Source organism: Haliea sp. (assembly GCF_040222615.1).
Taxonomy (GTDB): Bacteria; Pseudomonadota; Gammaproteobacteria; order Pseudomonadales; family Halieaceae; genus Haliea.
Genome location: NZ_JAVKCQ010000008.1, coordinates 1 through 20,001 on the forward strand (window position 1 = coordinate 1; position 20,001 = coordinate 20,001).

Genomic DNA, 20,001 nt, shown 5'->3' on the forward strand with positions numbered 1-20,001 from the left:
CTGCCCGCGCCGATATCCACAAACGCGCTGTTCAGGCCAGACAGCAGCCGTCGAACCCTGCCGACGTAGAGATTGCCGACGAGACTGGGGCGGTCCGCTGGTTCCATGTGCAGTTCAAGGAGCACCCCATCGGCAAGCAGTGCCACCCGGGTCCGGCCAGCGCTGGCACTGACCAGCATTTCTTCATCCATCCGGGGAACCCAGGGTGGTCGCTATACCGTGCCGGGCCAGCAACTGCCAGGTCTCCGCCAGCGGCAAGCCGACCACATTGCTGTAGCTGCCCTCAATACTGCTCACCAGGGCGCCGCCCAGCCCCTGGATCCCGTAGCCGCCGGCCTTGTCCCAGGGCTCCGGCGTTGCCAGATAGTGTTCGCACACCTCGCGGCCCAGGGTGAGGAACGTCACCCTGGTTTCCACCTCGACCGCGGCGGCACCATCCGCAGAGCGCAAACACACTGCGGTTATCACCGAGTGAGTGCGCCCGCTCAAGCGGGCCAGCATCGCGAGGCCGGCAAAGTGATCGGCGGGTTTGCCGAGGATGTCGTCGTCCATTACCACCGTGGTATCCGCCGCCAATACCGGGGCGCCATCGCCGCGCCGGCTCCAGACGGTCTCCGCCTTCTCCCGCGCCATACGGGTAACATAGCCGAGGGCAGCTTCACCCGAACGTACACTCTCATCAATCGCCGCAGCGTCCACTACGAAATGGACACCGAGCCGGGTCAACAGTTCATGCCGGCGAGGGGATGCGGACGCGAGGATGAGCGCTTGCATGTCAACTGATCCGGTAGTAGCGACGGGTGCCGCGCAGCAGGTGGAGGATAACGGGCCAGAGCAGCGCACTGGACACTGCGGGCATCAGGAACAGAAGACTGCGTGCACCCGCGCCTTCCAGATTCTGCACCCACTGCCCGAGCAGCTGGTGCAGACCGATCAGCAGGAACACCACGCCACACTGCTGCCACAGGCTGAATACCCGCAGCCGCTGGTACACGAGCAGGGAACAGAGGGCCAGCACGGAAAGGGAGAAGGCATTCTGGCCGAGTACCGCGCCCTCCAGGGCGTCCAGCAGCAGCCCCACCAGCAGTGCGGTAAAAATGCCGACGCGATGCGGCAGGGCAATACACCAGTAGATGACAAACAGGGCAATCCATTCCGGGCGAGCCCAGAGCAGCCACTGGGGCAGGGGCACCACCGCGAGCACCGCCGCAACCAGGAAGCTGAACGCCACTACGGTGAATACCAGCGCATTCCCCGCCGTCACGGCTCAGGACTCCGGCGCTGCGGGAACCGGTTCCTCCGGTACCTCGACAAACACCAGCAGGACATGGCGACTCCGATTCAGGGCCGCACTGGGCCGGGCAACCACCCGCGCGAAGGGTTGGCCGGGGTCGCGCTGCACCAATACCACTTCCCCCACCGGATAACCCACCGGGAAACGGCCCCCGAGGCCGGAGCTCACCAGCAGGTCCCCTTGCTGAATGTCCGTGGTTGCGGATATATGCTGGATCTCCAGGGCATCCAGGGACCCGGTACCTTCGGCGATGGCGCGAATACCGTTGCGATTGACCTGTACCGGCAGTGAGTGGGTGAGGTCTGTCAGCAGCAGCACCCTGGAGGTCAGTTCACTGACATCAATGACCTGGCCCATGAGGCCGTCGGCATCAATCAGTGGCTGGCCGACATAGACACCATCCCGGGCCCCCTTGTTGAGCACCAGCTGATGCCGGACTGGATCCGGTGACACCCCGATAAGCTCTGCGACCAGCACATCATTGCGCAGCATCGCGGTGGAATTGAGCAGGCCACGCAGGCGCGTATTCTCGGCCTGCAGGGACGCCATCTGCAGCGAGCGCCCCTGCAGCAGGAGGTTTTCCCGACGCAGGCGCTCGTTGTCCTCCAGCAGCTGGCCGCGGGCACGGATATGGGTGTCCCGCCAGGCGCCTAGACTGGCAGGTATGTCGGCCACCCAGATCACCGGCGCCGACAGGTTATCCAGCACGGCGCGGGTCTGTCCCAGGCTGTTGAAACGCAGGTCCGCGGTTATCAGGCACACGACCACCAGGAACGCCAGCAGAATGCGCAGGCCGAGGTGGGATTCCTTGAGAAATAGCGGCTTGATAGCAGCGCCCGCGACAGGGTTACTCGGTCGAGAGCAGATCGATGGTGTGGCGATCCATTCGTTCCATGGCCCGGCCGCCGCCCCGCGCAACGCAGGTCAGGGGGTCGTCCGCCACGATCACCGGCAAACCCGTCTCCTCGGAAATAAGCCGGTCGAGGTCACGCAGCAGCGCGCCGCCGCCGGTCAGGACGATACCGCTCTCGGCGATGTCGGCCGCCAGCTCTGGTGGCGACTGCTCCAGCGCGGATTTGACCGCCTGCACAATCGAGGACAGCGGATCCTGCAGCGCTTCCAGGATTTCATCGCTGTTCAGGGTAAAGCTGCGCGGCACCCCTTCGGCCAGATTGCGCCCGCGGACATCGATCTCCCGCAGCTCGCTGCCGGCGAAGGCACAGCCGATTTCGGTCTTGATCCGCTCCGCCGTGGCATCGCCGATCAGGCTGCCGTAGCGGCGGCGGACATGCGACACGATCGCCTCGTCGAAACGGTCACCGCCGACGCGCAGGGAGTCGCGATAGACCACCCCGTTGAGGGAGATGATTGCGATTTCAGTGGTGCCACCACCGACATCAACCACCATGCAGCCACTCGCTTCCTCGACGTCCAGCCCGGCACCAATCGCCGCCGCCATGGGCTCCTCGATCAGGCGCACTTCACGAGCTCCGGCGCTGAGCGCGGATTCGCGGATGGCACGCCGCTCAACCTGGGTGGACATGCAGGGCACACAGACCAGCACCCGGGGGCTGGGGCGGATGAATCGACTCTCGTGCACCCGCGCAATGAAGTGCTGCAGCATCTTCTCGGTTACCTGGAAGTCGGCGATGACGCCGTCCTTCAGGGGGCGGATGGCGGTGATATTGCCTGGCGTGCGCCCGAGCATCCGCTTTGCCTCGGTGCCCACCGCCTCAATGGTCTTTACTCCATTGTGGAAACGGATAGCCACTACCGATGGTTCGTTCAGTACTATTCCCTTGTCGCGCACATAGATAAGAGTGTTCGCTGTGCCCAAATCGATAGAGAGATCGTTTGAGAACACTCCGCGCAGCTTCTTCAACATGAATTTTTACTACCTTGTGAATAGATCGGGGAACTCCGGTCGCGGAGCTCTGCAAGCACCCCTTACTGCCAACTTTCCGGGTTGGGACTGCCCTCGGGTAAAACGCGGCAATATCATTATTCTGCGGTGTGGGACTTAGCTCGCAACTGTATCAATCGCGGGGATTTTGAGCAAGGCGCAAATGTGATAACTTTACGCCCCCGTCGTGCAGGCGGCACATTGCCAACGGTAGCGAAATCGATGACAGTAAAGCAGGACGAAATTGAGAAAATCGCCGAGCTGGCGCGAGTCCGGATCGCTCCGGAAGAGGCGGCCGAGGTCACCGCCCGCATCGCCAATATCCTGACCCTCGTGGACCAGCTGCAGGCCGTCGACACCGACGGGGTAGAGCCCATGGCCAATCCCCTGGATGCGGTCCAGCGCCTGCGCGCGGATGCCGTTACCGAGATCAATCAGCGAGAGGCCTTCCAGGCAATCGCACCGGCGGTGGAAAACGGCCTTTACCTGGTCCCCAAAGTCATCGAATAGCGGCCAGGCCGCCTCCAGGACGTCTCATGCATGAACTTTCAGTCGCCCAGCTGAGCCTCGGGCTGCGCCAAAAGCAGTTTTCCAGCCTCGAACTCACGCGCAGCTACCTCGACCGCATCCGCACGCTGGACGGGCAGTACAACAGCTTTGTCACCGTCGACGAAGAAGGTGCCCTGGCGGCGGCCGCGGTGGCGGACGCTCGCCTGGCGGCAGGGGAAGCCGGGCCGCTGCTGGGCATACCGCTCGCCCACAAGGACATTTTCTGCACTCGCGGCATCCGCACCAGCTGTGGCTCCCGGATGCTGGACAACTTCGTCCCGCCCTATGACGCCACGGTGACCGCGCGCCTGCGCGACGCCGGCACCGTCATGCTCGGCAAGACCAATATGGACGAGTTCGCCATGGGCTCCTCCAACGAATCCAGTTTTTACGGGCCGGTACACAACCCCTGGCGCCTCGACTGCGTACCCGGCGGCTCTTCCGGCGGCTCCGCCGCCGCGGTCGCGGCCCGCCTGGCGCCCCTGGCGACGGGCACCGACACCGGCGGATCGATCCGCCAACCCGCGGCGTTTTGCGGTATCACCGGCCTCAAGCCCACCTACGGGCGGGTATCCCGGCTGGGTATGGTGGCCTTTGCCTCCAGCCTCGACCAGGGCGGACCCATGGCCCGCAGCGCCGAGGACTGCGCCCTGCTGCTGAACGCCATGGCCGGTTTCGACCCCCTGGACTCCACCTCCTCCGAGCTGCCGGTGGAAGACTACAGCGCCGGCTTGCAGCAGCCGCTGGCCGGCCTGCGCATCGGCTTGCCGCGGGAGTATTTTGGCCAGGGCCTGGATGCGGCCACCGGCGAACGGGTCCACGCCGCCCTGGCGCTGCTGGAGCAGCAGGGCGCGACCCTGGTGGATATTTCCCTGCCGCATACCGGGCTCAGTATTCCGACCTACTACATCATCGCGCCGGCGGAGGCCTCCACCAACCTGTCGCGCTTTGACGGCGTCCGCTACGGCTACCGCTGCGCGCAGCCACAGGATCTGCGCGACCTCTATACCCGCAGCCGCCAGGAGGGCTTCGGCGACGAGGTCAAGCGGCGCATCCTGGTGGGAACCTATGCGCTGTCCGCCGGCTATTACGACGCCTATTACAAGAAGGCCCAACAGGTGCGGCGTCTGATCCGGCAGGATTTCCTCGACGCCTTCGGCTCGGTGGACGTGATCGCCGGCCCCACCACGCCGGGACCCGCCTTCGCCCTGGGCGCCAAGGGCAGCGACCCGCTGGCCATGTACCTGGAGGATGTCTACACCCTGGCGGTGAATCTGGCCGGCCTGCCCGGCATGTCCGTGCCCGCCGGGATGGCCGATGGCAGACCGGTAGGCCTGCAACTGATCGGCCAGCACTTCCAGGAGGCGCGCCTGCTCAATGTTGGCTACCAGCTGCAGCAGGTCTCGGACTGGCACTCGCAGGTCCCCGCGGGAGGTGAGCAATGAACTGGGAAGTTGTCATCGGGCTGGAAGTGCACCTGCAGCTGGCCACCCGGTCGAAGATATTTTCCGGCGCCGCCACGGAATTCGGCGCCCAGCCCAATACCCAGGCCTGCGCCGTGGATCTCGCCATGCCGGGCATGCTGCCCGTGCTCAACGAGCAGGCGGTGCGCTATGCGGTGATGTTCGGCCTCGGTATCGGCGCCGACATCGGCCTGCGCTCGGTGTTTGACCGCAAGAACTATTTCTATCCCGACCTGCCCAAGGGCTACCAGATCAGCCAGTTCCAGGCGCCCATCGTTGGCCGCGGCGAGTTCGAGATCCAGCTTGAGGATGGCAGCACGCGCAGCATCGGTATCACTCGCGCCCACCTGGAGGAGGATGCCGGCAAGTCGCTGCACGAGGATTTCCACGGCATGACCGGCATCGACCTCAATCGCGCCGGCACCCCCCTGCTGGAAATCGTCAGCGAGCCGGACCTGCGCAGCGCCGAGGAGGCCGTGGCCTACCTGAAGACCCTGCACAGCCTGGTGACCTACCTCGGCATCTCCGACGGCAACATGGCCGAGGGCTCAATGCGCTGCGACATCAACCTCTCCCTGCGCCCCCGCGGCAGCAGCACCCTGGGCACCCGCGCCGAGATCAAGAACGTCAACTCCTTCCGTTTCGTGGAAAGGGCCATCCGCCACGAAATTGAGCGCCAGGCCGATATCCTCGAGGCCGGCGGCCAGGTGGTGCAGGAAACCCGGCTGTATGACGCCGACCGCGACGAAACCCGCTCCATGCGCAGCAAGGAAGTCGCCAACGATTACCGCTACTTTCCCGAACCCGACCTGCTGCCGGTGGTCATTGATGAAGCCTGGGTCGAGAGCATCCGCGGCACCTTGCCGGAACTGCCTGCAGCGAAGCGCCAGCGGTTCGTCAGCGACTACGGGCTTTCCACCTACGATGCCGGGGTGCTTGCCGCCAACCGACCGCTGGCCGACTACTATGAAACCGTGGTGGAGGGCTGCGGCGACCCCAAGATCGCCGCCAACTGGGTCCAGGTGGAGCTGCTGGGCCAGCTCAACCGCGGCGAACTGGAGCTGCAGCAGAGCCCCGTTGCCGCCACTGCCCTGGCCGGCCTGATCCGGCGCATCCTCGACCACAGCATTTCCGGCAAGATCGCCAAACAGGTGTTCGAGGGCATGTGGGCCGGGGAAGGTGATGCCGACACCATCATCGCCGCTCGCGGGCTGCAACAGGTCAGCGACAGCGGCGCACTGGCGGCCCTGGTCGACGAGGTCATCAGCGGCAACCCGGCGCAGGTCGCCCAGTATCTGGCGGCGGACGAGGGCAAGCGCAAGAAGCTGGCCGGCTTTTTCGTCGGCCAGATCATGAAGCTGTCGCGGGGCCAGGCCAACCCGCAAATGGTCAATGAACTGCTCAACCAGAAGCTGGCAGCGGCCGGCAGTGATGGGGAATCATGAAAAAAGACAAGGAAAAGGTCATCGACGAGGTCTGGACCGAGGACCACGTTCGCAGCTTCCTGCAGGTTCGCGCCCACGACGGCGGCGACACTGACTTCCATATGCTGCTGAAAGCCTACCAGAGCATGCGCGCCTCGGATTTCGAGCTGTTCGTGGAATTCTTCGTCAGTGACGGACGCAACCTCAACGCCACCGGCAAGGACGGCCGCAGCGTGCTGCAGGTGGTCGAGGAGCATCGCCACGGAGCCGACTACGCAGAGATTCTCCGCCGCGCCGGCGCCACCGCCTGAGCCCGGCCCGACTGCTCCTAACTGTCGCTGGGCACCCTGCCCTTGAGAAAACGCTCGCGATTCCGGCGTTTCTGCTCGTCGCTCTTGCGCAGTAGCACGTAAACGGCGCCGGTGCCGCCATGGCGGGGCTGGGCACTGTGGAATGCCTGCACTACCGGCATCTCCCGCAGCCAGACATCGACGTGTCCCTTGAGCACCGCGCTGCGCTCCCGCTCGGCCTTGCGCTCGCCCTTGCCGTGAATCAGCAGGGCACTGCGTACCCCCAGTTCGAAGCACTGCTCGACGAAGTCGAACAACTCCCTGCGGGCCACGCGCACCGTCATCCGGTGCATATCCAGCCGGGCCTCCTGCTCATAGCGGCCCTGGCGCAACTTGCGATAGACCCCGTTCTGCACGCCCGGGCGCTTGAACTCCAGCACATACCAGGGGTCCAGCGGCTCGGCTTCGCGGTCGTTGAGAATATTCCGGTCTGCCTCCGGAGCCGCCACGGCGGCCTGCCGCCGCTCTGCCAGGGAGCTGTCGCGGTCATCCACGGATCCACCGCCCAACGCCACCCTGCGCTCCCGCTTGAGTGGCACCACGTCGACCATTTCCTGGTGAAAAAGCGTTCTGTCGTCGTCAGCCATGGCTTCCCGCTCCCATGCGATGCATTATTATAACCGACACTTGAGGAGCACAGGCTGATTATGGAAGGAAACCTGGTTCGCGGCGCGGACTACCTGGTACGCGGCGCCCGCCTGCTCACACATCCGGCGCTGCGGCTGTTCGTGATCGTGCCGCTGCTGGTCAATATACTGATCTTCGGGTCCCTGCTGGGACTTGCGTTCAGCTTCCTGGACCGCAGCATCAGCAGCTGGATGGCGGCCCTGCCAGCCTGGCTGGGGTTTCTCGAGTGGATTATCTGGCCCCTGCTGGTGGCAGTCTTTGCCCTGCTGACCGGCTATGCCTTTACCGCCGTTGCCCTGTTGCTGGCCTCGCCTTTCAACAACCTGCTGGCCGAGAAAACCGAGGAACTGGTGACCGGCAAAGCCGTTGACGCCCTGGAAGGTCCACTGGCGGCACTGCTGTCGGTGCCCAGAGCCGTGCTGCGGGAACTCGCCAAGCTGCTGTATTACGTGCCGATGGCCCTGCTGGTCCTGATCCTGAGCTTCCTGCCGGGCATCAACCTCGCCGCGCCACTGCTCTGGTTCCTGCTGGGTGCCTGGATGATGAGCATCCAGTTTGTGGACTACCCGGTGGACAACCACCAGCTGGGGTTCGCCGAAGTGAAGGTCGCGGTCGGCAGGCGCCGCCTCAGCAGCCTCGGTTTCGGCGGCCTCGTGGCCCTGTGCGCAGGCATCCCGGTGATCAACTTCTTCGTGGTGCCCGCCGCGGTGGTGGGCGCCACCCTGCTCTGGTGCGAGGAGCTCCGCTAGCGGCGCTCTAGGCCAGCAACTCCGCCGGCGGATGGGTGCATTCCAGACGCTCGCCCAGCAGGGCTTCGATGTCGGGCAGCAGGAAGGCGTCGTCCTCGCTGGCAAAGCTGATGGAGATACCGGTGGCGCCGGCACGACCGGTGCGGCCGATACGATGCACGTAATCGTCGGGGTCTTCGGGCAGGTTGTAGTTCACCACGTGGCTGACGCCATCGACATGGATGCCGCGACCGGCAACGTCGGTCGCCACCAGCACCTTTATCTCACCCTTCTTGAACTGTGCCAGGGTGCTGCTGCGCTTGGCCTGGGGGATTTCGCCGGAAAGGATTCCGCAGGAAACACCGGCCTTGCGCAGTCTCTCGTGCAGCCGCCGCACCTGATCGCGGCGGTTGGCAAAGACGATGACGCTGGTGGCCTCGGGACTGCGCACCAGGTTCACCAGCAGCTTGTAGCGCTGCTCGCTGCTCACCAGATAGACCTTCTGGTCGACCGAATCCGTGGCCACGTGGTCGGGCTCGATCTCGACCGTGATCGGCTCATAGGTCCACTGCTCGGACAGGTTGATGATGTCCTGGGTGAAGGTCGCCGAAAACAGCAGTGTCTGGCGGTCTTCCCTGCGCGGCGTGGCGCGGACGATGCGTTTGACCTGGGGGATGAAACCCATATCCAGCATCCGGTCGGCCTCGTCGAGCACCAGGATTTCCACCCGGTCGAGGAACACATCCCGACGCTGCATGAAGTCAATCAGGCGACCGGGGGTCGCGACCACCAGGTCGACCACCACCGAACCGAGGCGGTTGAGCTGCTTCTGGTAGTCCATCCCGCCGATCAGGGTCGCCACCTTGAGTCCGGTGTGTCGCGCCAGTTCCTCGGCATCCGCCGCGATCTGCATCACCAGCTCGCGGGTCGGTGCGATCACCAGCGCCCGCGGCTCGCCCAGAAAGCGTTCACCTTCCTCGGGGTTGCAGAGCAGGTCGTTGAACACTGTGATGAGGAAGGCGGCGGTCTTGCCGGTGCCGGTCTGGGCCTTGCCAATGGCGTCATGGCCCTGCAGGGTGTGGGGCAGAATGGCGGCCTGGATCGGTGAGCAGTACTGGAACCCCAGGTCGGAGATACCGTGCATCAACTCCTCGCGCAGGCCCAGGTCGTGGAACCGGGTCTGTCCTTCCTGCGGCGGCACCTGGAAATCGTCCAGAGACCACGCATCCTCGACCCTGGCGGCTTGCCGCGGACGGGACCGACCCGCCCTGCCCTGGCCGCGGTCACTGTGTCCGGGACTGCGCGGAGGCTTGCCGTGGGTGGAATCGCTGCTGGGGGCTTCGGGGGAGGGGGCGGGGGAAGCAGCACTGCTGCCGCCGCGACCGAGTAGACTCTTGATCAAGGTGATTTCCTGTCCGGGTTCAAAACATACCGCTGCGTTATGGCGCGTTAGTCTAGCATTGTTGGCCGCGAATAGCTGTGCCGGGGAAAGAGGCGTGACAAGTAGTAGTCGGCGCTGAAAAAACGTCCTCCCCCCATCCACACCAGGGCCAACAGCATGATGAAATAGGTCACTGCGAACTCGACCCCGTTGTTGAGTACCACCAGGTTGCCGTGCTCCATCAGCCAGGCATAGTTGCCGTGCTCGCGCAACAGGTCATGGGCTGCGCCCAGACGCACCGCGACCTCCGGGGAGCCGGAATCGGCAATGGCCGCCCAGCCGTTTTGCCAGTGCACGGTCAGCGCGGCGACCGCCATGGTCACCAGCAGGGGCAGCGCCACCCAGCGGGTGGCGAGGCCCACCAGCAGCAGGAGTGCACCAATGGCCTCGGTGTAGGCCGCCAGGTGCGCCAGCAGCGCGGGAAACGGCAGCCCCAAACCCCAGTCGGGATTGCCAAACCACTCGATGGTGTTGTCCATCGCGCCGATCTTCTGCACCCCGGCGAGCCAGAACACAGGCGCCAGGTAGAGCCGCAGGGCAAGCGCCGGCAGCCAGTCCAGGTGGCGCAGGGAACCGAACACTCCGGCGTGCAGCGAGTAGTAGAAAGATGCCAGACGATTCATCTTCAAGCCTCGTGGAATTCAGGCATTGTGACAGTGGCGGCGGGAAAAAGTTTGCCCGCGAACGCGATGGCTGCAGCCGCGACCACCGCGCCCTAGGGCTGGCAATCCGGGCAGCTGCGGCGCCGCACCAGGGCCAGCCGTTGCAGGGCCAGGCTGCGCAGATCCAGCACCAGCAGGGCGTCGCGCAGAGTTGATTCCATGCCGACCAGATATTTGATCGCCTCCAGCGCCTGCAGCGAACCCAGCACCCCCACCACCGGGCCCAGCACCCCGTTCTCGCTGCAGGCCAGGCTGTCGTCATCCGCCGCCGCATCCGGATACAGGCAGCGATAACAGGGGCCGCCAGCGGCAGTGTCAAAGAGCGCCAGCTGTCCTTCCAGGCGAATGGCGGCGGCGGACAGCAGGGGGACACCCGCCGCCACGCAGGCGCGGTTAAGGGCATAGCGGGTGGCAAAGCGATCACTGGCATCGAGCACCAGGTCAACACCCTCCACCGCCGCGGCCATGTTCCCGGCGTCGAGGTGATGGTCAATCACGTCCACCCGGACCCCGCGATTGATGGCGCTCACGGCACGGGCGGCTGAGCGCGCCTTGTTGTCGCCGAGGCCGGCTTCGGTATGGGCGATCTGGCGCTGCAGGTTGCTGAGCTCCACCCGGTCACCGTCCGCCAGGCGCAGGGTACCGACGCCGGCAGCGGCAAGGTACAGCGCGGCCGGGCAGCCAAGGCCACCCAACCCCACCACCAGCACCGTCGCCGCGGCCAGCATTTCCTGCCCGGCGACATCCAGGTCCGGCACCAGCAGCTGACGACTGTAGCGCTCCAGGTCGACGTCATCCAGCACCGCGGCGCCCTCCGGTGATACGCTCCCGGCCACCCAGGTCGCGACGGGTCGTCACCTGGTCAAAGCCTGCGGCAACCAGTAATTGCCTTACCGCCTCGCCCTGCTGGAACCCGTGTTCCAGCAACAGCCACCCACCCGGCCGCAGGTGCGCGGGCGCGCCCGCCGCCAGCTGCCGCAGGTCGTCAAGGCCGCTGTCCCCCGCCACCAGCGCGCTGCGTGGCTCGAAGCGCACATCTCCGCTGCCCAGCCAGGGGCTGTCGCTTTCCACGTAGGGCGGGTTGCTGACAATCAGCTCAAAACGTTCGCCGGACACAGCGGCAAACCAGTCGGAAGACAGCAGGCGCACTCGCCCCGGGCAGAGCCGCCGGGCATTGTCTTCGGCCACTGCCAGCGCCGCCGCGGAGACGTCGGTTGCAGTCACCTGCCAGGCGGAACGCTCGGTCGCCAGGGCCAGGGCAATGGCGCAGCTGCCGGTGCCCAGATCGAGCACCGCCGCGGTCGCGGGCAACACCAGCTCCAGCGCCCACTCCACCAGGGTCTCGGTTTCCGGACGGGGGATCAGGGTGGCCTCGGTCACCCGCAGCGGCAGGGACCAGAACTCCCGCTCGCCAGTCAGGTAGGCCACCGGCGTGCCACAGCGGCGCTGCTCCAGCAGGGCGGCAAAGTCTGCGGCTTGCGCAGCGCTCAGCCGGTGTTCCGGCCACGCGTAGAGCCAGCTGCGGGGTTTTTCGAGCAGGTGACCAAGCAGGATTTCAGCGTCGCGGCGCGGGCTGTCACCCGGCAGCTCATCGCCGGCGCGCAGGCAAGCCCCGACTGTCGTCATCAGTGTGCAGCCAGCGCCGCCAGCTGGTCCGCCTGGTACTCCTGCCGCAGGGGACCGACTACCGCACCCAGGTTGCCCTCCATCACCTCATCCAGGCTATACAGGGTCAGGTTGATGCGGTGGTCGGTGACCCGGCCCTGGGGAAAGTTGTAGGTGCGGATTCGCTCGGAGCGGTCGCCGCTGCCGACGAGATTGCGGCGCTGCTCGGCCTGCTCCGCCGCCTGCTTGTCCACCGCCGAGGACATCAGTTTCGCCTGCAGCAGGGACAGGGCCCGGGCCCGGTTCTTGTGCTGGGAACGCTCGTCCTGGCACTCCACCACGATGCCGCTGGGCAGATGGGTAATACGCACGGCGGAATCGGTCTTGTTGACGTGCTGGCCACCGGCGCCCGAGGCGCGAAAGGTGTCCACACGAATATCCGCCTTGCTGATCTCACCGACGTCGACCTCATCCGGTTCCGGCATTACCGCCACGGTGCAGGCGGAGGTGTGGATGCGGCCCTGGGACTCGGTGGCCGGCACCCGCTGCACGCGGTGGGCGCCGGACTCGAATTTGAGATGCGCGTAAACGTCCCGCCCCTCCACCAGGCTGATGACCTCTTTGTAGCCGCCGTGCTCGCCGTGGCGCTCTGACAGCACCTCGATCCGCCAGCCCATGTGTTCCGCGTAGCGACAGTACATGCGAAACAGGTCGCCGGCAAAGATCGCCGCCTCGTCGCCACCGGTACCTGCACGGACCTCGAGGAATACGTTGGCAGAGTCGTAGGGATCCCTGGGCAGGAGCAGCGTTTGCAGCTCCAGTTCGAGTACTGCCAGCCGCTGGCCGGTACTCTCGATCTCCTCTTCGGCCATGGCAACCATCTCGGGATCGGATTCCGTCAGCATTTGCCGTGCCTCGGCCAGGTCCTCGCGGACCCGGTTGTACTCGGCGTAGCACTGCACGACCGCTTCCAGCTCCGAGTACTCCCGGGACAGGTCGCGAAACCGGTTCTGGTCGGCGATGGTTTCGGCATCCCCGAGCAGGGCCGACACTTCCTCGTGGCGGTCCGCGAGAGCGTCAAGTTTGGTCAGCAGTGAAGCTTTCATTGCAGTATGCGTTTGCCGGGTTGTGAACTGGGAATATCCCTGTTGGTGGGTTCCGGTTCGGGGCCCGGAAGTTCGCTGTCGATCCCGTCCCGGGCACTGGCACCGGGAAGCGTTACCGCGGATCTGGAAGCCACACCGGGTGCGGATTCCAGCCCCAGCAGCTTGCGGGCGCCGGCCAGCAGGTCCTGGCGGCCGTCGGCGCTGGCCCGCTTGAGACCGGCGGTCGGGGCGTGAATGAGCTTGTTGGTGATCCCGCGCGCCAGCTGGGCGACAATCTGCTGGGGATCGTCACCGCGTGCCAGGCCGCGCAGCGCACGCTGCACTTCCTGCTCCCTGATGTACTCGGCCATCTCCCGGTACTGGCGCACAGTATCCACCGCGGCGAGGCTGCGAACTTCCTCCAGCACCTGGGCGACGCCCTCCTCGATCAGCAGGTCCGCCTTGCGCGCCTCGCTCTGGCGACTGCGCAGGTTCTGTTCGACAACCTCCCGCAGGTCGTCCACGGTATAGAGGTAGATATCGGCCAGTTCGGCCACCTGGGGCTCAATGTCCCGCGGCACGGCGATATCGATCATCAGTATGGGTCGGTGCTTGCGCGCCTTGATCGCCTGCTCCACCGCGCCCTTGCCGAGGATGGGCAGCTGGCTGGCGGTCGAGGTAATCACGATATCCGAGTGCAGCAGATGTTCGGGAATGTCCGCCAGCAGCACCGCCTCGGCATTGAACTTCTGCGCCAGCTCTCGCGCCCGACCCAGGGTGCGATTGGCGATGACGATCCGCCGGACGCCGGCCTCGATCAGGTGGCGCGCCACCAGCTCGACGGTTTCTCCGGCACCGACGAGCAGCGCATCGCAGCGACTGAGGTCGGAGAAGATATGCCCGGCCAGGTCCACCGCGGCGTAGGCCACCGACACCGGATTCTCGCCGATCGCGGTATCGGTGCGCACCTTCTTGGCAATTGCAAAGACCCGCTGGAACAGGCGGTCGAGCTCGCCACCGATGGTGCCCGCCTCCAGCGCCACTGCGTAGGCGGACTTCAGCTGACCCAGAATCTGCGGCTCGCCCAGCACCATGGAGTCCAGGCCGCTGGCGACCTTGACCATGTGCTGCAGGGCGGCACCCGCCTCGTGGCAATAGGCGGCCCGGCGCAACTCGTCGCTGGACAGATGGTGGTAATTGGCCATCCACTCGATCAACCGGGCGGACTTCTCCGCCAGCTGGCTGTTGTCAGGGACCATCGCATAGAGCTCGGTGCGATTGCAGGTGGACAGGATGACGACCTCGTCCAGCCCCGCCTGCTCGCAGGCGTCTTCCAGCGCCTCGGCCACCTGCTCCGGCGCAAATGCCACCCGCTCGCGCACCTCGACTCCCGCAGAGTTGTGGTTGATACCCAGGGCGATCAGGTTCATGGCGTTTGCGGTCAGCTCCCGTGGCGGCGGGCCACAGGGCCGAGGACCAAACCACATCCGATGAAAATATGCGCAGATTCTAGCAAGTTACAGCCCAAAAGACAGGTGTTTGCGTATCAGTACACTGGAACCTCCGCTCTACTGCGGAGTCCACAGATGTTGGGATTAGTGTCCCGACTATGTCACTATTACACCGTGTTCGCTGGATACCGATGCCTGCCCTGACCATGTTCCGACTACTCCTGACCTCTGCGCTACTGTTGGTGGCGTCCGGCTGCGCGACCGCGCCCGGACCGGCGCCGGTGGTTGCCGCTGGCCAGGAGGCAGAAAAGCCCGTCGCTGCCGAAGCACCGGAGCGGGCCTTCCCCGAAGACAGCATCTACCCGCTGCTGGTCGCCGAGTTTGCCCTGCGTCGCAGCGCCTACGACACAGCGCTGGGCAACTACCTGGAACAGGCAGACCGGCTGCGCGATCCCGGCGTCAGTGCCCACGCCACACATCTGGCGCAGTTCATGAAACGCGAACCCCAGGCCCTGCAAGCCGTGCAGCTTTGGGTGGAACTGGAGCCCGAGCACCCGGAAGCCAACAACACCCTGGCGACCCTGCTGATACGCCAGGGCCGGCCGGCGGCCGCGGTCCCGCACCTGGCCACCGTTGCCCGACAGGGTCTGCAGCCCAATTTCCCGATCCTGCTGGGGGGGTTCCGCGAACTGTCCGGCGCCGACAAACAGGCCCTGTCCGACGCCGTGGACGCCCTTGCCGATGAGTTTGCGGACGATACCCGCCTGCTGCTGACCCGGGCCCTGATCCTTGACGAACTGGAACGGGCAGCGGCCGCCAGCGCGGTGCTGACCCAGCTGTTTGCGCTGGAGCCCGGACAAACACAGGCTCTGCTGCTGGACGCCAAACTGCGCCTGCAGGCGGATCATCCGGCCCCCTTTGCGCGGCTGGAGACAGCGCTGGCAGCGGAACCGCAGAACAAAACCCTGCGCCTGCAGTACGCTCGCTTGCTGACCCGCTCGGACATCGACGCCGCCCGCCGCCAGTTCGAAATCCTGTCCGCGCAATCGCCGCGGGACGGCGACCTGCTGCTGTCCCTGGCCCTGCTCAACCAGGACCACGGGGACACCCTCGCCGCGAAGGCCTACCTGCGCCAGGTACTGGCCCTGGAACAACGCGTCGATGAGGCAAACTACTATCTGGGGCGCATCGCCGAGGATGAAAACAGGCCGGACGAGGCCATTGCTGCCTACAGCCGGGTCGAGGATCCCGAGAGTCGGGAATTCTTCAACGCCCGCGGCCGGGTCGGCAAAATGCTGATCGAACGCGGCGACAGCAGCGGCAGCGCCGAGTTCTTCGACCTGCAGCGGCAGGCCTACCCGGAACTGCGGGAGCAGCTCTATGCCCTGGAATCGGAACTGCTGGCCCAGGCGCAACTGCTGGACGCCAACATGGCGCTGCTCAATCAGGCCGTGGCCGAACTGCCCGATGCCTCTTCCCTGCGCTACAGCCGCGCCATGCTCGGCGAGCGGCTCAACGATCTGGCCCTGATGGAATCCGATCTGCGTCACATCCTGAAGCTGAACCCGGACAACGCCACTGCTCTCAATGCGCTCGGTTATACCCTCAGCAACCGGACCACACGCTACGACGAGGCCTACGAGCTGATTGCACGTGCACTCAAACTCGCTCCCAATGAGCCCGCTTTCCTCGACAGCATGGGCTGGGTATTGTTCCACCAGGGCAAGGCGGAGGAAGCCCTTGACTACCTGCAGCGGGCCTGGGAGAGCCTGCCTGATCCCGAAGTGGCCGCTCACCTGGGCGAAGTCCTGTGGTACCTGGGCGAGGAGCAAAAGGCCTACGGCATCTGGCGCGACGGTCTGCGCCAGGACCCGGAACACGGTGTCCTGAGGGAGACCCTCGAGCGGCTGGATGTTTCCTTCTCTGACCTGCGGCCGTGACGCGCTCCCAAATGGCTTTGCTGCGCCTGCTGCCGCTGTCGCTGCTGCTGTTCCTGGCCGCCTGCGCCACCGGTCCGGCGCCGGTGGCAGAGCTTCCATGGCAACTGCGCAGCCAGCAACTGGCGGCCCTTGAAAACTGGACAGCCCGCGGCAAGATAGCCCTGCGCAGCGGCCAGCAGGCGGAATCCGGCAACCTCAACTGGCAACAGCGCGGCAGCGACACCCGGCTCCAGCTCGCCGGGCCCATGGGCCTGCAGGCCACGGAGATCCGCAGCGATGGCAGGGAACTGCTGGTCCAGCGCGGTGACGAGGTCACTCGCCTGGACATCTCCACCCCGGATGCGGTGCGCCTGCAGACCGGCTGGGACCTCCCGTTGCAGGCACTGCCATTCTGGCTGAAGGGCCTGCCCGCGCCGGAACCGCGCGCCACCGCGGTGAACATTGCCAACGACGTGCTGCAGCAGCTCGAACAGAATGGCTGGCTTGTTCGCTACGAGCGCTACCGACAGTTCGGTGACTACCTGCTCCCTATCCGCCTCAGCATTGAGCGCGGGGACACACGGGCGAGGCTCATTATCCAGGACTGGCAGCCGGGGCCCGTTTAATGACAGCCACGCTGACCCTGCTGTCACCCGCCAAGCTGAACCTGTTCCTGCACGTGACCGGGCGCCGCAGCGACGGCTACCACACCCTGCAGACGGTATTCCAGCTGCTGGACTGGGGAGACAGCATGCGTTTTACGCCCGACCACAGTGGCCGGGTGCAGCTGGACATGCCGGGCTTCGCGCTGCCCGCTGAAGACAACCTGATCCTGCGCGCGGCGCAGCTGCTGCAGCGCGAGGATCGCGGGGTGCATATTTCCTGCGAGAAACGCATTCCCATGGGTGGCGGACTGGGCGGCGGCTCCTCCAACGCAGCAACCACCCTGCTGGCCCTGAACCACCTGTGGCAACTGGGTCTGCCGCAGGCTGAGTTGCAGGCGCTGGGCGCCCGCCTGGGAGCTGACGTGCCGGTGTTTGTCGGCGGCCACAGTGCCTGGGCGGAGGGGATCGGCGAGCAGCTCACACCCATCGCCCTGCCGGACGCCTGGTACCTGGTAATCAAGCCCGCATGCTCTGTGCCCACGGGGGAAATTTTTTCCAGCCAAGAATTGACACGGGACACCTCGCCCAGCACAATAGCCGCCTTTTTTCAGGGGGTCCACCGCAACGACTGCGAGCCGGTGGTGGTGGCCAAATACCCTGAAGTCGGAGCAGCGCTGCAGTGGCTCCGGGCCTTCGCCGAGGCGAGGCTGACCGGAACCGGTGCCTGTGTTTTTGCCGCCTTTGACAGCCGGCGTGCAGCGACAGCCGTGCAGCAGCAGGTCCCGACACGATGGACCAGTTTCACCGCCCGGGGCACCGATGTGTCGCCGGTACTGAAGGCCCTGGCCTGATGTAAACAAGAGATTTTTGGGGTGTCGCCAAGTGGCAAGGCACCGGGTTTTGATCCCGGCATTCGTAGGTTCGAATCCTACCACCCCAGCCATACGAAGATGCTTCGTGATATGGCCGCACAGAGCGGCGGTGACGAAGCAGGATAGCCGACCGGTAGGGTTCGAACCAGGTTCGACCGCTGCCGCAGGCAGTGGGGCGGAGGAGCAACGCGACGCCGGGCGCAGCCCGAGGGCCGAAGGCCCGAGTCAATCCTACCACCCCAGCCATACGAAGATGCTTCGTGACATGGCCGCACAGAGCGGCGGTGACGAAGCTGACGGCCGACCGGCCCACCCCAGCCATGTATTCCCCAGGAGAGAAGTGCCGTGTCCTCCAAGCTGATGGTCTTCACCGGCAACGCCAATCCGGAGCTGGCGCAGAAAATTGCCAACCGGCTGTACTTGTCCCTGGGCAAGGCCAGCGTCGGCAAGTTCAGCGATGGCGAGATTGCGGTAGAGCTGAACGAGAACGTTCGCGGCAAGGACGTTTTCGTGGTGCAGCCAACCTGTGCGCCGACCAACGACAACCTGATGGAGTTGCTGGTCATGATCGACGCCCTGCGGCGGGCGTCGGCCGCGCGGATTACCGCGGTGGTGCCCTACTTCGGGTACGCCCGCCAGGATCGCCGGGTGCGCTCGGCGCGGGTGCCGATTACCGCCAAGGTTGTGGCGGACATGATGGTGACGGTGGGCGTCGACCGGGTACTCACCGTGGATCTCCACGCCGAGCAGATCCAGGGCTTTTTCGGCTGTCCGGTGGACAATGTCTACGGCTCGCCAATCCTGAACCAGGATATCCTGGCCTGCAACTACGACAACCTGATCGTGGTGTCGCCGGACATCGGCGGCGTGGTGCGCGCACGGGCAATTGCCAAACAGCTGGATGACGCGGACCTGGCGATCATCGACAAGCGCCGGCCGCAGGCCAACGAGGCCCAGGTCATGAACCTGATCGGGGAGGTCGACGGTCGCATCTGCCTGCTGGTGGATGACATGGTCGACACCGCAGGGACGCTGTGCAAGGCCGCCGACGCCCTCAAGGAGCGCGGCGCGAGCAGGGTTCTGGCCTACTGTACCCATGCGGTACTGTCCGGTCGCGCCCTCGACAATATTATGGGCTCCCAGCTCGATGAGCTGGTAGTCACAGACACGATTCCCCTGAGCGCGGAAGCCCGGGCGGTAACGAAGATCCGCCAGCTGACCATTTCGGATCTGCTGGCGGAATCGATACGCCGGGTGTCCAACGAGGAATCCATCAGCGCGCTGTTCCAGTAGGGGCAGCGCTAAACCAAGCCCACTGCTGCGCCGGTCGCAGGCAAGGCAGTGTCATCAAAGGAGTCCAGACAATGTCTGACCAATTTGAATTGTACGCAGAGGTGCGTGAGGACCTGGGGAAAGGTGCGAGCCGCCGCCTGCGTCGTCTCGCTGATCAGGTCCCAGGCATCATTTATGGCGCCGGCAAGGATCCCCAGCCCCTGTCCATTATCCGCAAGGACCTGGAGAAAGCCCTGGAAAACGAGGCTTTCTTTTCCCATGTACTGGTTATCAACGTAGCCGGCACCAAGGAAAAGGCCATCCTCAAGGACCTGCAACGGCATCCGGCCCGGAACAGCGTCACCCACGCTGACTTCCTCCGCGTGAACGAGAAGGTTGCCATCAAGGTGAATGTGCCGATCCACTTCCTGAACGAGAAGACCTGCCACGGGGTCAAGGTTCAGGGCGGCATGATCCAGCACCAGGCTACCGACATCGAAGTGCTCTGTCTGCCTACCGACATCCCCGAGTTCATCGAAGTCGACATGGCCGATGTGAAGACCGGTGACATCATTCACCTCTCTGACATCGCCCTGCCCACAGGCGTAAGCTCAGTGGCACTGTCCCTGGGCGAAGACCACGACCTGGCCGTCGCCTCCGTGGTAGCGCCGAAAGGCGGCAGCGACGCCGACGAGGACTCTTCCTCCTCTTCGGACGAGAGCTCAGACAGCAGCGAGGACTAAACCCTCGC

At 65.2% G+C, this 20,001-nt stretch carries 21 protein-coding genes, 1 tRNA gene and 1 pseudogene; 11 read left to right on the forward strand and 12 right to left on the reverse strand.

Annotated features, from left to right (window positions below; translation table 11 throughout):
• The 5 genes and pseudogenes from RJQ10_RS00260 to RJQ10_RS00280 form a co-directional block, all read right to left on the reverse strand.
• Positions 1-191, reverse strand: a pseudogene (locus RJQ10_RS00260) (Rne/Rng family ribonuclease); the annotation flags it as partial.
• Positions 184-774: a Maf family protein gene (locus tag RJQ10_RS00265; protein ID WP_350142432.1), complete on the reverse strand. Its 591-nt coding sequence runs from the start codon at positions 772-774 to the stop codon at positions 184-186. The pseudogene RJQ10_RS00260 and the gene RJQ10_RS00265, both read right to left, overlap by 8 nt.
• A gap of 1 nt (position 775) precedes the next feature.
• Positions 776-1,264, reverse strand: coding sequence for a rod shape-determining protein MreD (gene mreD, locus RJQ10_RS00270; protein WP_350142434.1), 489 nt, complete (start codon positions 1,262-1,264; stop codon positions 776-778).
• Between the two features lie 3 nt (positions 1,265-1,267).
• Positions 1,268-2,122, reverse strand: a complete 855-nt coding sequence (gene mreC, locus RJQ10_RS00275) for a rod shape-determining protein MreC (protein ID WP_502880199.1) — start codon at positions 2,120-2,122, stop codon at positions 1,268-1,270.
• A gap of 19 nt (positions 2,123-2,141) precedes the next feature.
• On the reverse strand, positions 2,142-3,179 hold the full coding sequence (locus tag RJQ10_RS00280) for a rod shape-determining protein (RefSeq protein WP_350142436.1): 1,038 nt from the start codon (positions 3,177-3,179) through the stop codon (positions 2,142-2,144).
• Positions 3,180-3,419: 240 nt separating this feature from the next.
• On the opposite strand from RJQ10_RS00280, the gene gatC reads away from it, so the two are divergent.
• From gatC to RJQ10_RS00300, 4 genes are read left to right on the forward strand one after another with little or no spacing between them, the layout of a single operon-like run.
• Positions 3,420-3,707, forward strand: coding sequence for an Asp-tRNA(Asn)/Glu-tRNA(Gln) amidotransferase subunit GatC (gene gatC / locus RJQ10_RS00285; protein WP_350142438.1), 288 nt, complete (start codon positions 3,420-3,422; stop codon positions 3,705-3,707).
• Positions 3,708-3,733: 26 nt separating this feature from the next.
• Positions 3,734-5,191 carry an Asp-tRNA(Asn)/Glu-tRNA(Gln) amidotransferase subunit GatA gene (gene gatA, locus RJQ10_RS00290; protein WP_350142440.1) on the forward strand — a complete coding sequence of 486 codons (1,458 nt, stop codon included), beginning with the start codon at positions 3,734-3,736 and terminating at the stop codon, positions 5,189-5,191.
• The gene (gene gatB, locus RJQ10_RS00295) at positions 5,188-6,654 is read left to right on the forward strand and encodes an Asp-tRNA(Asn)/Glu-tRNA(Gln) amidotransferase subunit GatB (protein WP_350142442.1); all 1,467 of its coding nucleotides are present in this window, start codon (positions 5,188-5,190) and stop codon (positions 6,652-6,654) included. The genes gatA and gatB overlap by 4 nt, the downstream gene beginning before the upstream one ends.
• A complete protein-coding gene (locus RJQ10_RS00300) occupies positions 6,651-6,944 on the forward strand; it encodes a PA4642 family protein (protein ID WP_350142444.1) in 294 nt (97 codons plus the stop codon). The genes gatB and RJQ10_RS00300 overlap by 4 nt, the downstream gene beginning before the upstream one ends.
• A gap of 17 nt (positions 6,945-6,961) precedes the next feature.
• On the opposite strand, the gene smrA is transcribed toward RJQ10_RS00300, so the two are convergent.
• On the reverse strand, positions 6,962-7,570 hold the full coding sequence (gene smrA, locus RJQ10_RS00305; protein ID WP_350142446.1) for a DNA endonuclease SmrA: 609 nt from the start codon (positions 7,568-7,570) through the stop codon (positions 6,962-6,964).
• Between the two features lie 60 nt (positions 7,571-7,630).
• On the opposite strand from smrA, the gene cysZ reads away from it, so the two are divergent.
• Positions 7,631-8,359, forward strand: a complete 729-nt coding sequence (gene cysZ / locus RJQ10_RS00310) for a sulfate transporter CysZ (protein ID WP_350142448.1) — start codon at positions 7,631-7,633, stop codon at positions 8,357-8,359.
• A gap of 7 nt (positions 8,360-8,366) precedes the next feature.
• On the opposite strand, the gene rhlB is transcribed toward cysZ, so the two are convergent.
• The 6 genes from rhlB to hemA all read right to left on the reverse strand — a co-directional run bounded on the left by rhlB (position 8,367) and on the right by hemA (position 14,561).
• Positions 8,367-9,539 carry an ATP-dependent RNA helicase RhlB gene (gene rhlB, locus RJQ10_RS00315; RefSeq protein WP_502880200.1) on the reverse strand — a complete coding sequence of 391 codons (1,173 nt, stop codon included), beginning with the start codon at positions 9,537-9,539 and terminating at the stop codon, positions 8,367-8,369.
• 248 nt (positions 9,540-9,787) lie between these two features.
• Positions 9,788-10,402 carry an HvfX family Cu-binding RiPP maturation protein gene (locus RJQ10_RS00320; protein WP_350142450.1) on the reverse strand — a complete coding sequence of 205 codons (615 nt, stop codon included), beginning with the start codon at positions 10,400-10,402 and terminating at the stop codon, positions 9,788-9,790.
• A 92-nt stretch (positions 10,403-10,494) separates the two neighbouring features.
• Positions 10,495-11,244, reverse strand: coding sequence for a HesA/MoeB/ThiF family protein (locus RJQ10_RS00325; RefSeq protein ID WP_350142452.1), 750 nt, complete (start codon positions 11,242-11,244; stop codon positions 10,495-10,497).
• A complete protein-coding gene (gene prmC, locus RJQ10_RS00330; protein ID WP_350142454.1) occupies positions 11,234-12,067 on the reverse strand; it encodes a peptide chain release factor N(5)-glutamine methyltransferase in 834 nt (277 codons plus the stop codon). The genes RJQ10_RS00325 and prmC overlap by 11 nt, the downstream gene beginning before the upstream one ends.
• Complete coding sequence (gene prfA / locus RJQ10_RS00335; RefSeq protein WP_350142456.1) at positions 12,067-13,152, reverse strand: peptide chain release factor 1; 1,086 nt, start codon at positions 13,150-13,152, stop codon at positions 12,067-12,069. The genes prmC and prfA overlap by 1 nt, the downstream gene beginning before the upstream one ends.
• Complete coding sequence (hemA, locus tag RJQ10_RS00340; protein ID WP_350142458.1) at positions 13,149-14,561, reverse strand: glutamyl-tRNA reductase; 1,413 nt, start codon at positions 14,559-14,561, stop codon at positions 13,149-13,151. Before hemA ends, prfA begins: the two co-directional genes overlap by 4 nt.
• 212 nt (positions 14,562-14,773) lie before the next feature.
• Here hemA and RJQ10_RS00345 point away from each other — a divergent pair, with 212 nt between their 5' ends.
• The 6 genes from RJQ10_RS00345 (at position 14,774) to RJQ10_RS00370 (ending at position 19,993) form a co-directional block, all read left to right on the forward strand.
• The gene (locus tag RJQ10_RS00345) at positions 14,774-16,522 is read left to right on the forward strand and encodes a tetratricopeptide repeat protein (RefSeq protein WP_350142460.1); all 1,749 of its coding nucleotides are present in this window, start codon (positions 14,774-14,776) and stop codon (positions 16,520-16,522) included.
• Between the two features lie 11 nt (positions 16,523-16,533).
• A complete protein-coding gene (lolB, locus tag RJQ10_RS00350; protein ID WP_350142462.1) occupies positions 16,534-17,127 on the forward strand; it encodes a lipoprotein insertase outer membrane protein LolB in 594 nt (197 codons plus the stop codon).
• Complete coding sequence (gene ispE / locus RJQ10_RS00355) at positions 17,127-17,957, forward strand: 4-(cytidine 5'-diphospho)-2-C-methyl-D-erythritol kinase (protein WP_350142464.1); 831 nt, start codon at positions 17,127-17,129, stop codon at positions 17,955-17,957. The genes lolB and ispE overlap by 1 nt, the downstream gene beginning before the upstream one ends.
• Positions 17,958-17,974: 17 nt before the next feature.
• Positions 17,975-18,049 (forward strand) — tRNA-Gln (locus RJQ10_RS00360).
• A 289-nt stretch (positions 18,050-18,338) separates the two neighbouring features.
• The gene (locus tag RJQ10_RS00365; protein WP_350142498.1) at positions 18,339-19,271 is read left to right on the forward strand and encodes a ribose-phosphate pyrophosphokinase; all 933 of its coding nucleotides are present in this window, start codon (positions 18,339-18,341) and stop codon (positions 19,269-19,271) included.
• Between the two features lie 71 nt (positions 19,272-19,342).
• Positions 19,343-19,993, forward strand: a complete 651-nt coding sequence (locus RJQ10_RS00370; RefSeq protein ID WP_350142466.1) for a 50S ribosomal protein L25/general stress protein Ctc — start codon at positions 19,343-19,345, stop codon at positions 19,991-19,993.
• The last annotated feature ends 8 nt before the right edge of the window (positions 19,994-20,001 follow it).

Coding starts and splice junctions, on each gene's coding strand:
- RJQ10_RS00265 (WP_350142432.1), bottom strand. CDS start 774: ATGCAAGCGCTCATCCTCGCGTCCGCATCCCCTCGCCGGCATGAACTG.
- RJQ10_RS00280 (WP_350142436.1), bottom strand. CDS start 3,179: ATGTTGAAGAAGCTGCGCGGAGTGTTCTCAAACGATCTCTCTATCGAT.
- gatC (WP_350142438.1), top strand. CDS start 3,420: ATGACAGTAAAGCAGGACGAAATTGAGAAAATCGCCGAGCTGGCGCGA.
- gatA (WP_350142440.1), top strand. CDS start 3,734: ATGCATGAACTTTCAGTCGCCCAGCTGAGCCTCGGGCTGCGCCAAAAG.
- gatB (WP_350142442.1), top strand. CDS start 5,188: ATGAACTGGGAAGTTGTCATCGGGCTGGAAGTGCACCTGCAGCTGGCC.
- RJQ10_RS00300 (WP_350142444.1), top strand. CDS start 6,651: ATGAAAAAAGACAAGGAAAAGGTCATCGACGAGGTCTGGACCGAGGAC.
- smrA (WP_350142446.1), bottom strand. CDS start 7,570: ATGGCTGACGACGACAGAACGCTTTTTCACCAGGAAATGGTCGACGTG.
- cysZ (WP_350142448.1), top strand. CDS start 7,631: ATGGAAGGAAACCTGGTTCGCGGCGCGGACTACCTGGTACGCGGCGCC.
- RJQ10_RS00320 (WP_350142450.1), bottom strand. CDS start 10,402: ATGAATCGTCTGGCATCTTTCTACTACTCGCTGCACGCCGGAGTGTTC.
- prmC (WP_350142454.1), bottom strand. CDS start 12,067: ATGACGACAGTCGGGGCTTGCCTGCGCGCCGGCGATGAGCTGCCGGGT.
- prfA (WP_350142456.1), bottom strand. CDS start 13,152: ATGAAAGCTTCACTGCTGACCAAACTTGACGCTCTCGCGGACCGCCAC.
- hemA (WP_350142458.1), bottom strand. CDS start 14,561: ATGAACCTGATCGCCCTGGGTATCAACCACAACTCTGCGGGAGTCGAG.
- RJQ10_RS00345 (WP_350142460.1), top strand. CDS start 14,774: ATGCCTGCCCTGACCATGTTCCGACTACTCCTGACCTCTGCGCTACTG.
- lolB (WP_350142462.1), top strand. CDS start 16,534: ATGGCTTTGCTGCGCCTGCTGCCGCTGTCGCTGCTGCTGTTCCTGGCC.
- ispE (WP_350142464.1), top strand. CDS start 17,127: ATGACAGCCACGCTGACCCTGCTGTCACCCGCCAAGCTGAACCTGTTC.
- RJQ10_RS00365 (WP_350142498.1), top strand. CDS start 18,339: ATGGTCTTCACCGGCAACGCCAATCCGGAGCTGGCGCAGAAAATTGCC.
- RJQ10_RS00370 (WP_350142466.1), top strand. CDS start 19,343: ATGTCTGACCAATTTGAATTGTACGCAGAGGTGCGTGAGGACCTGGGG.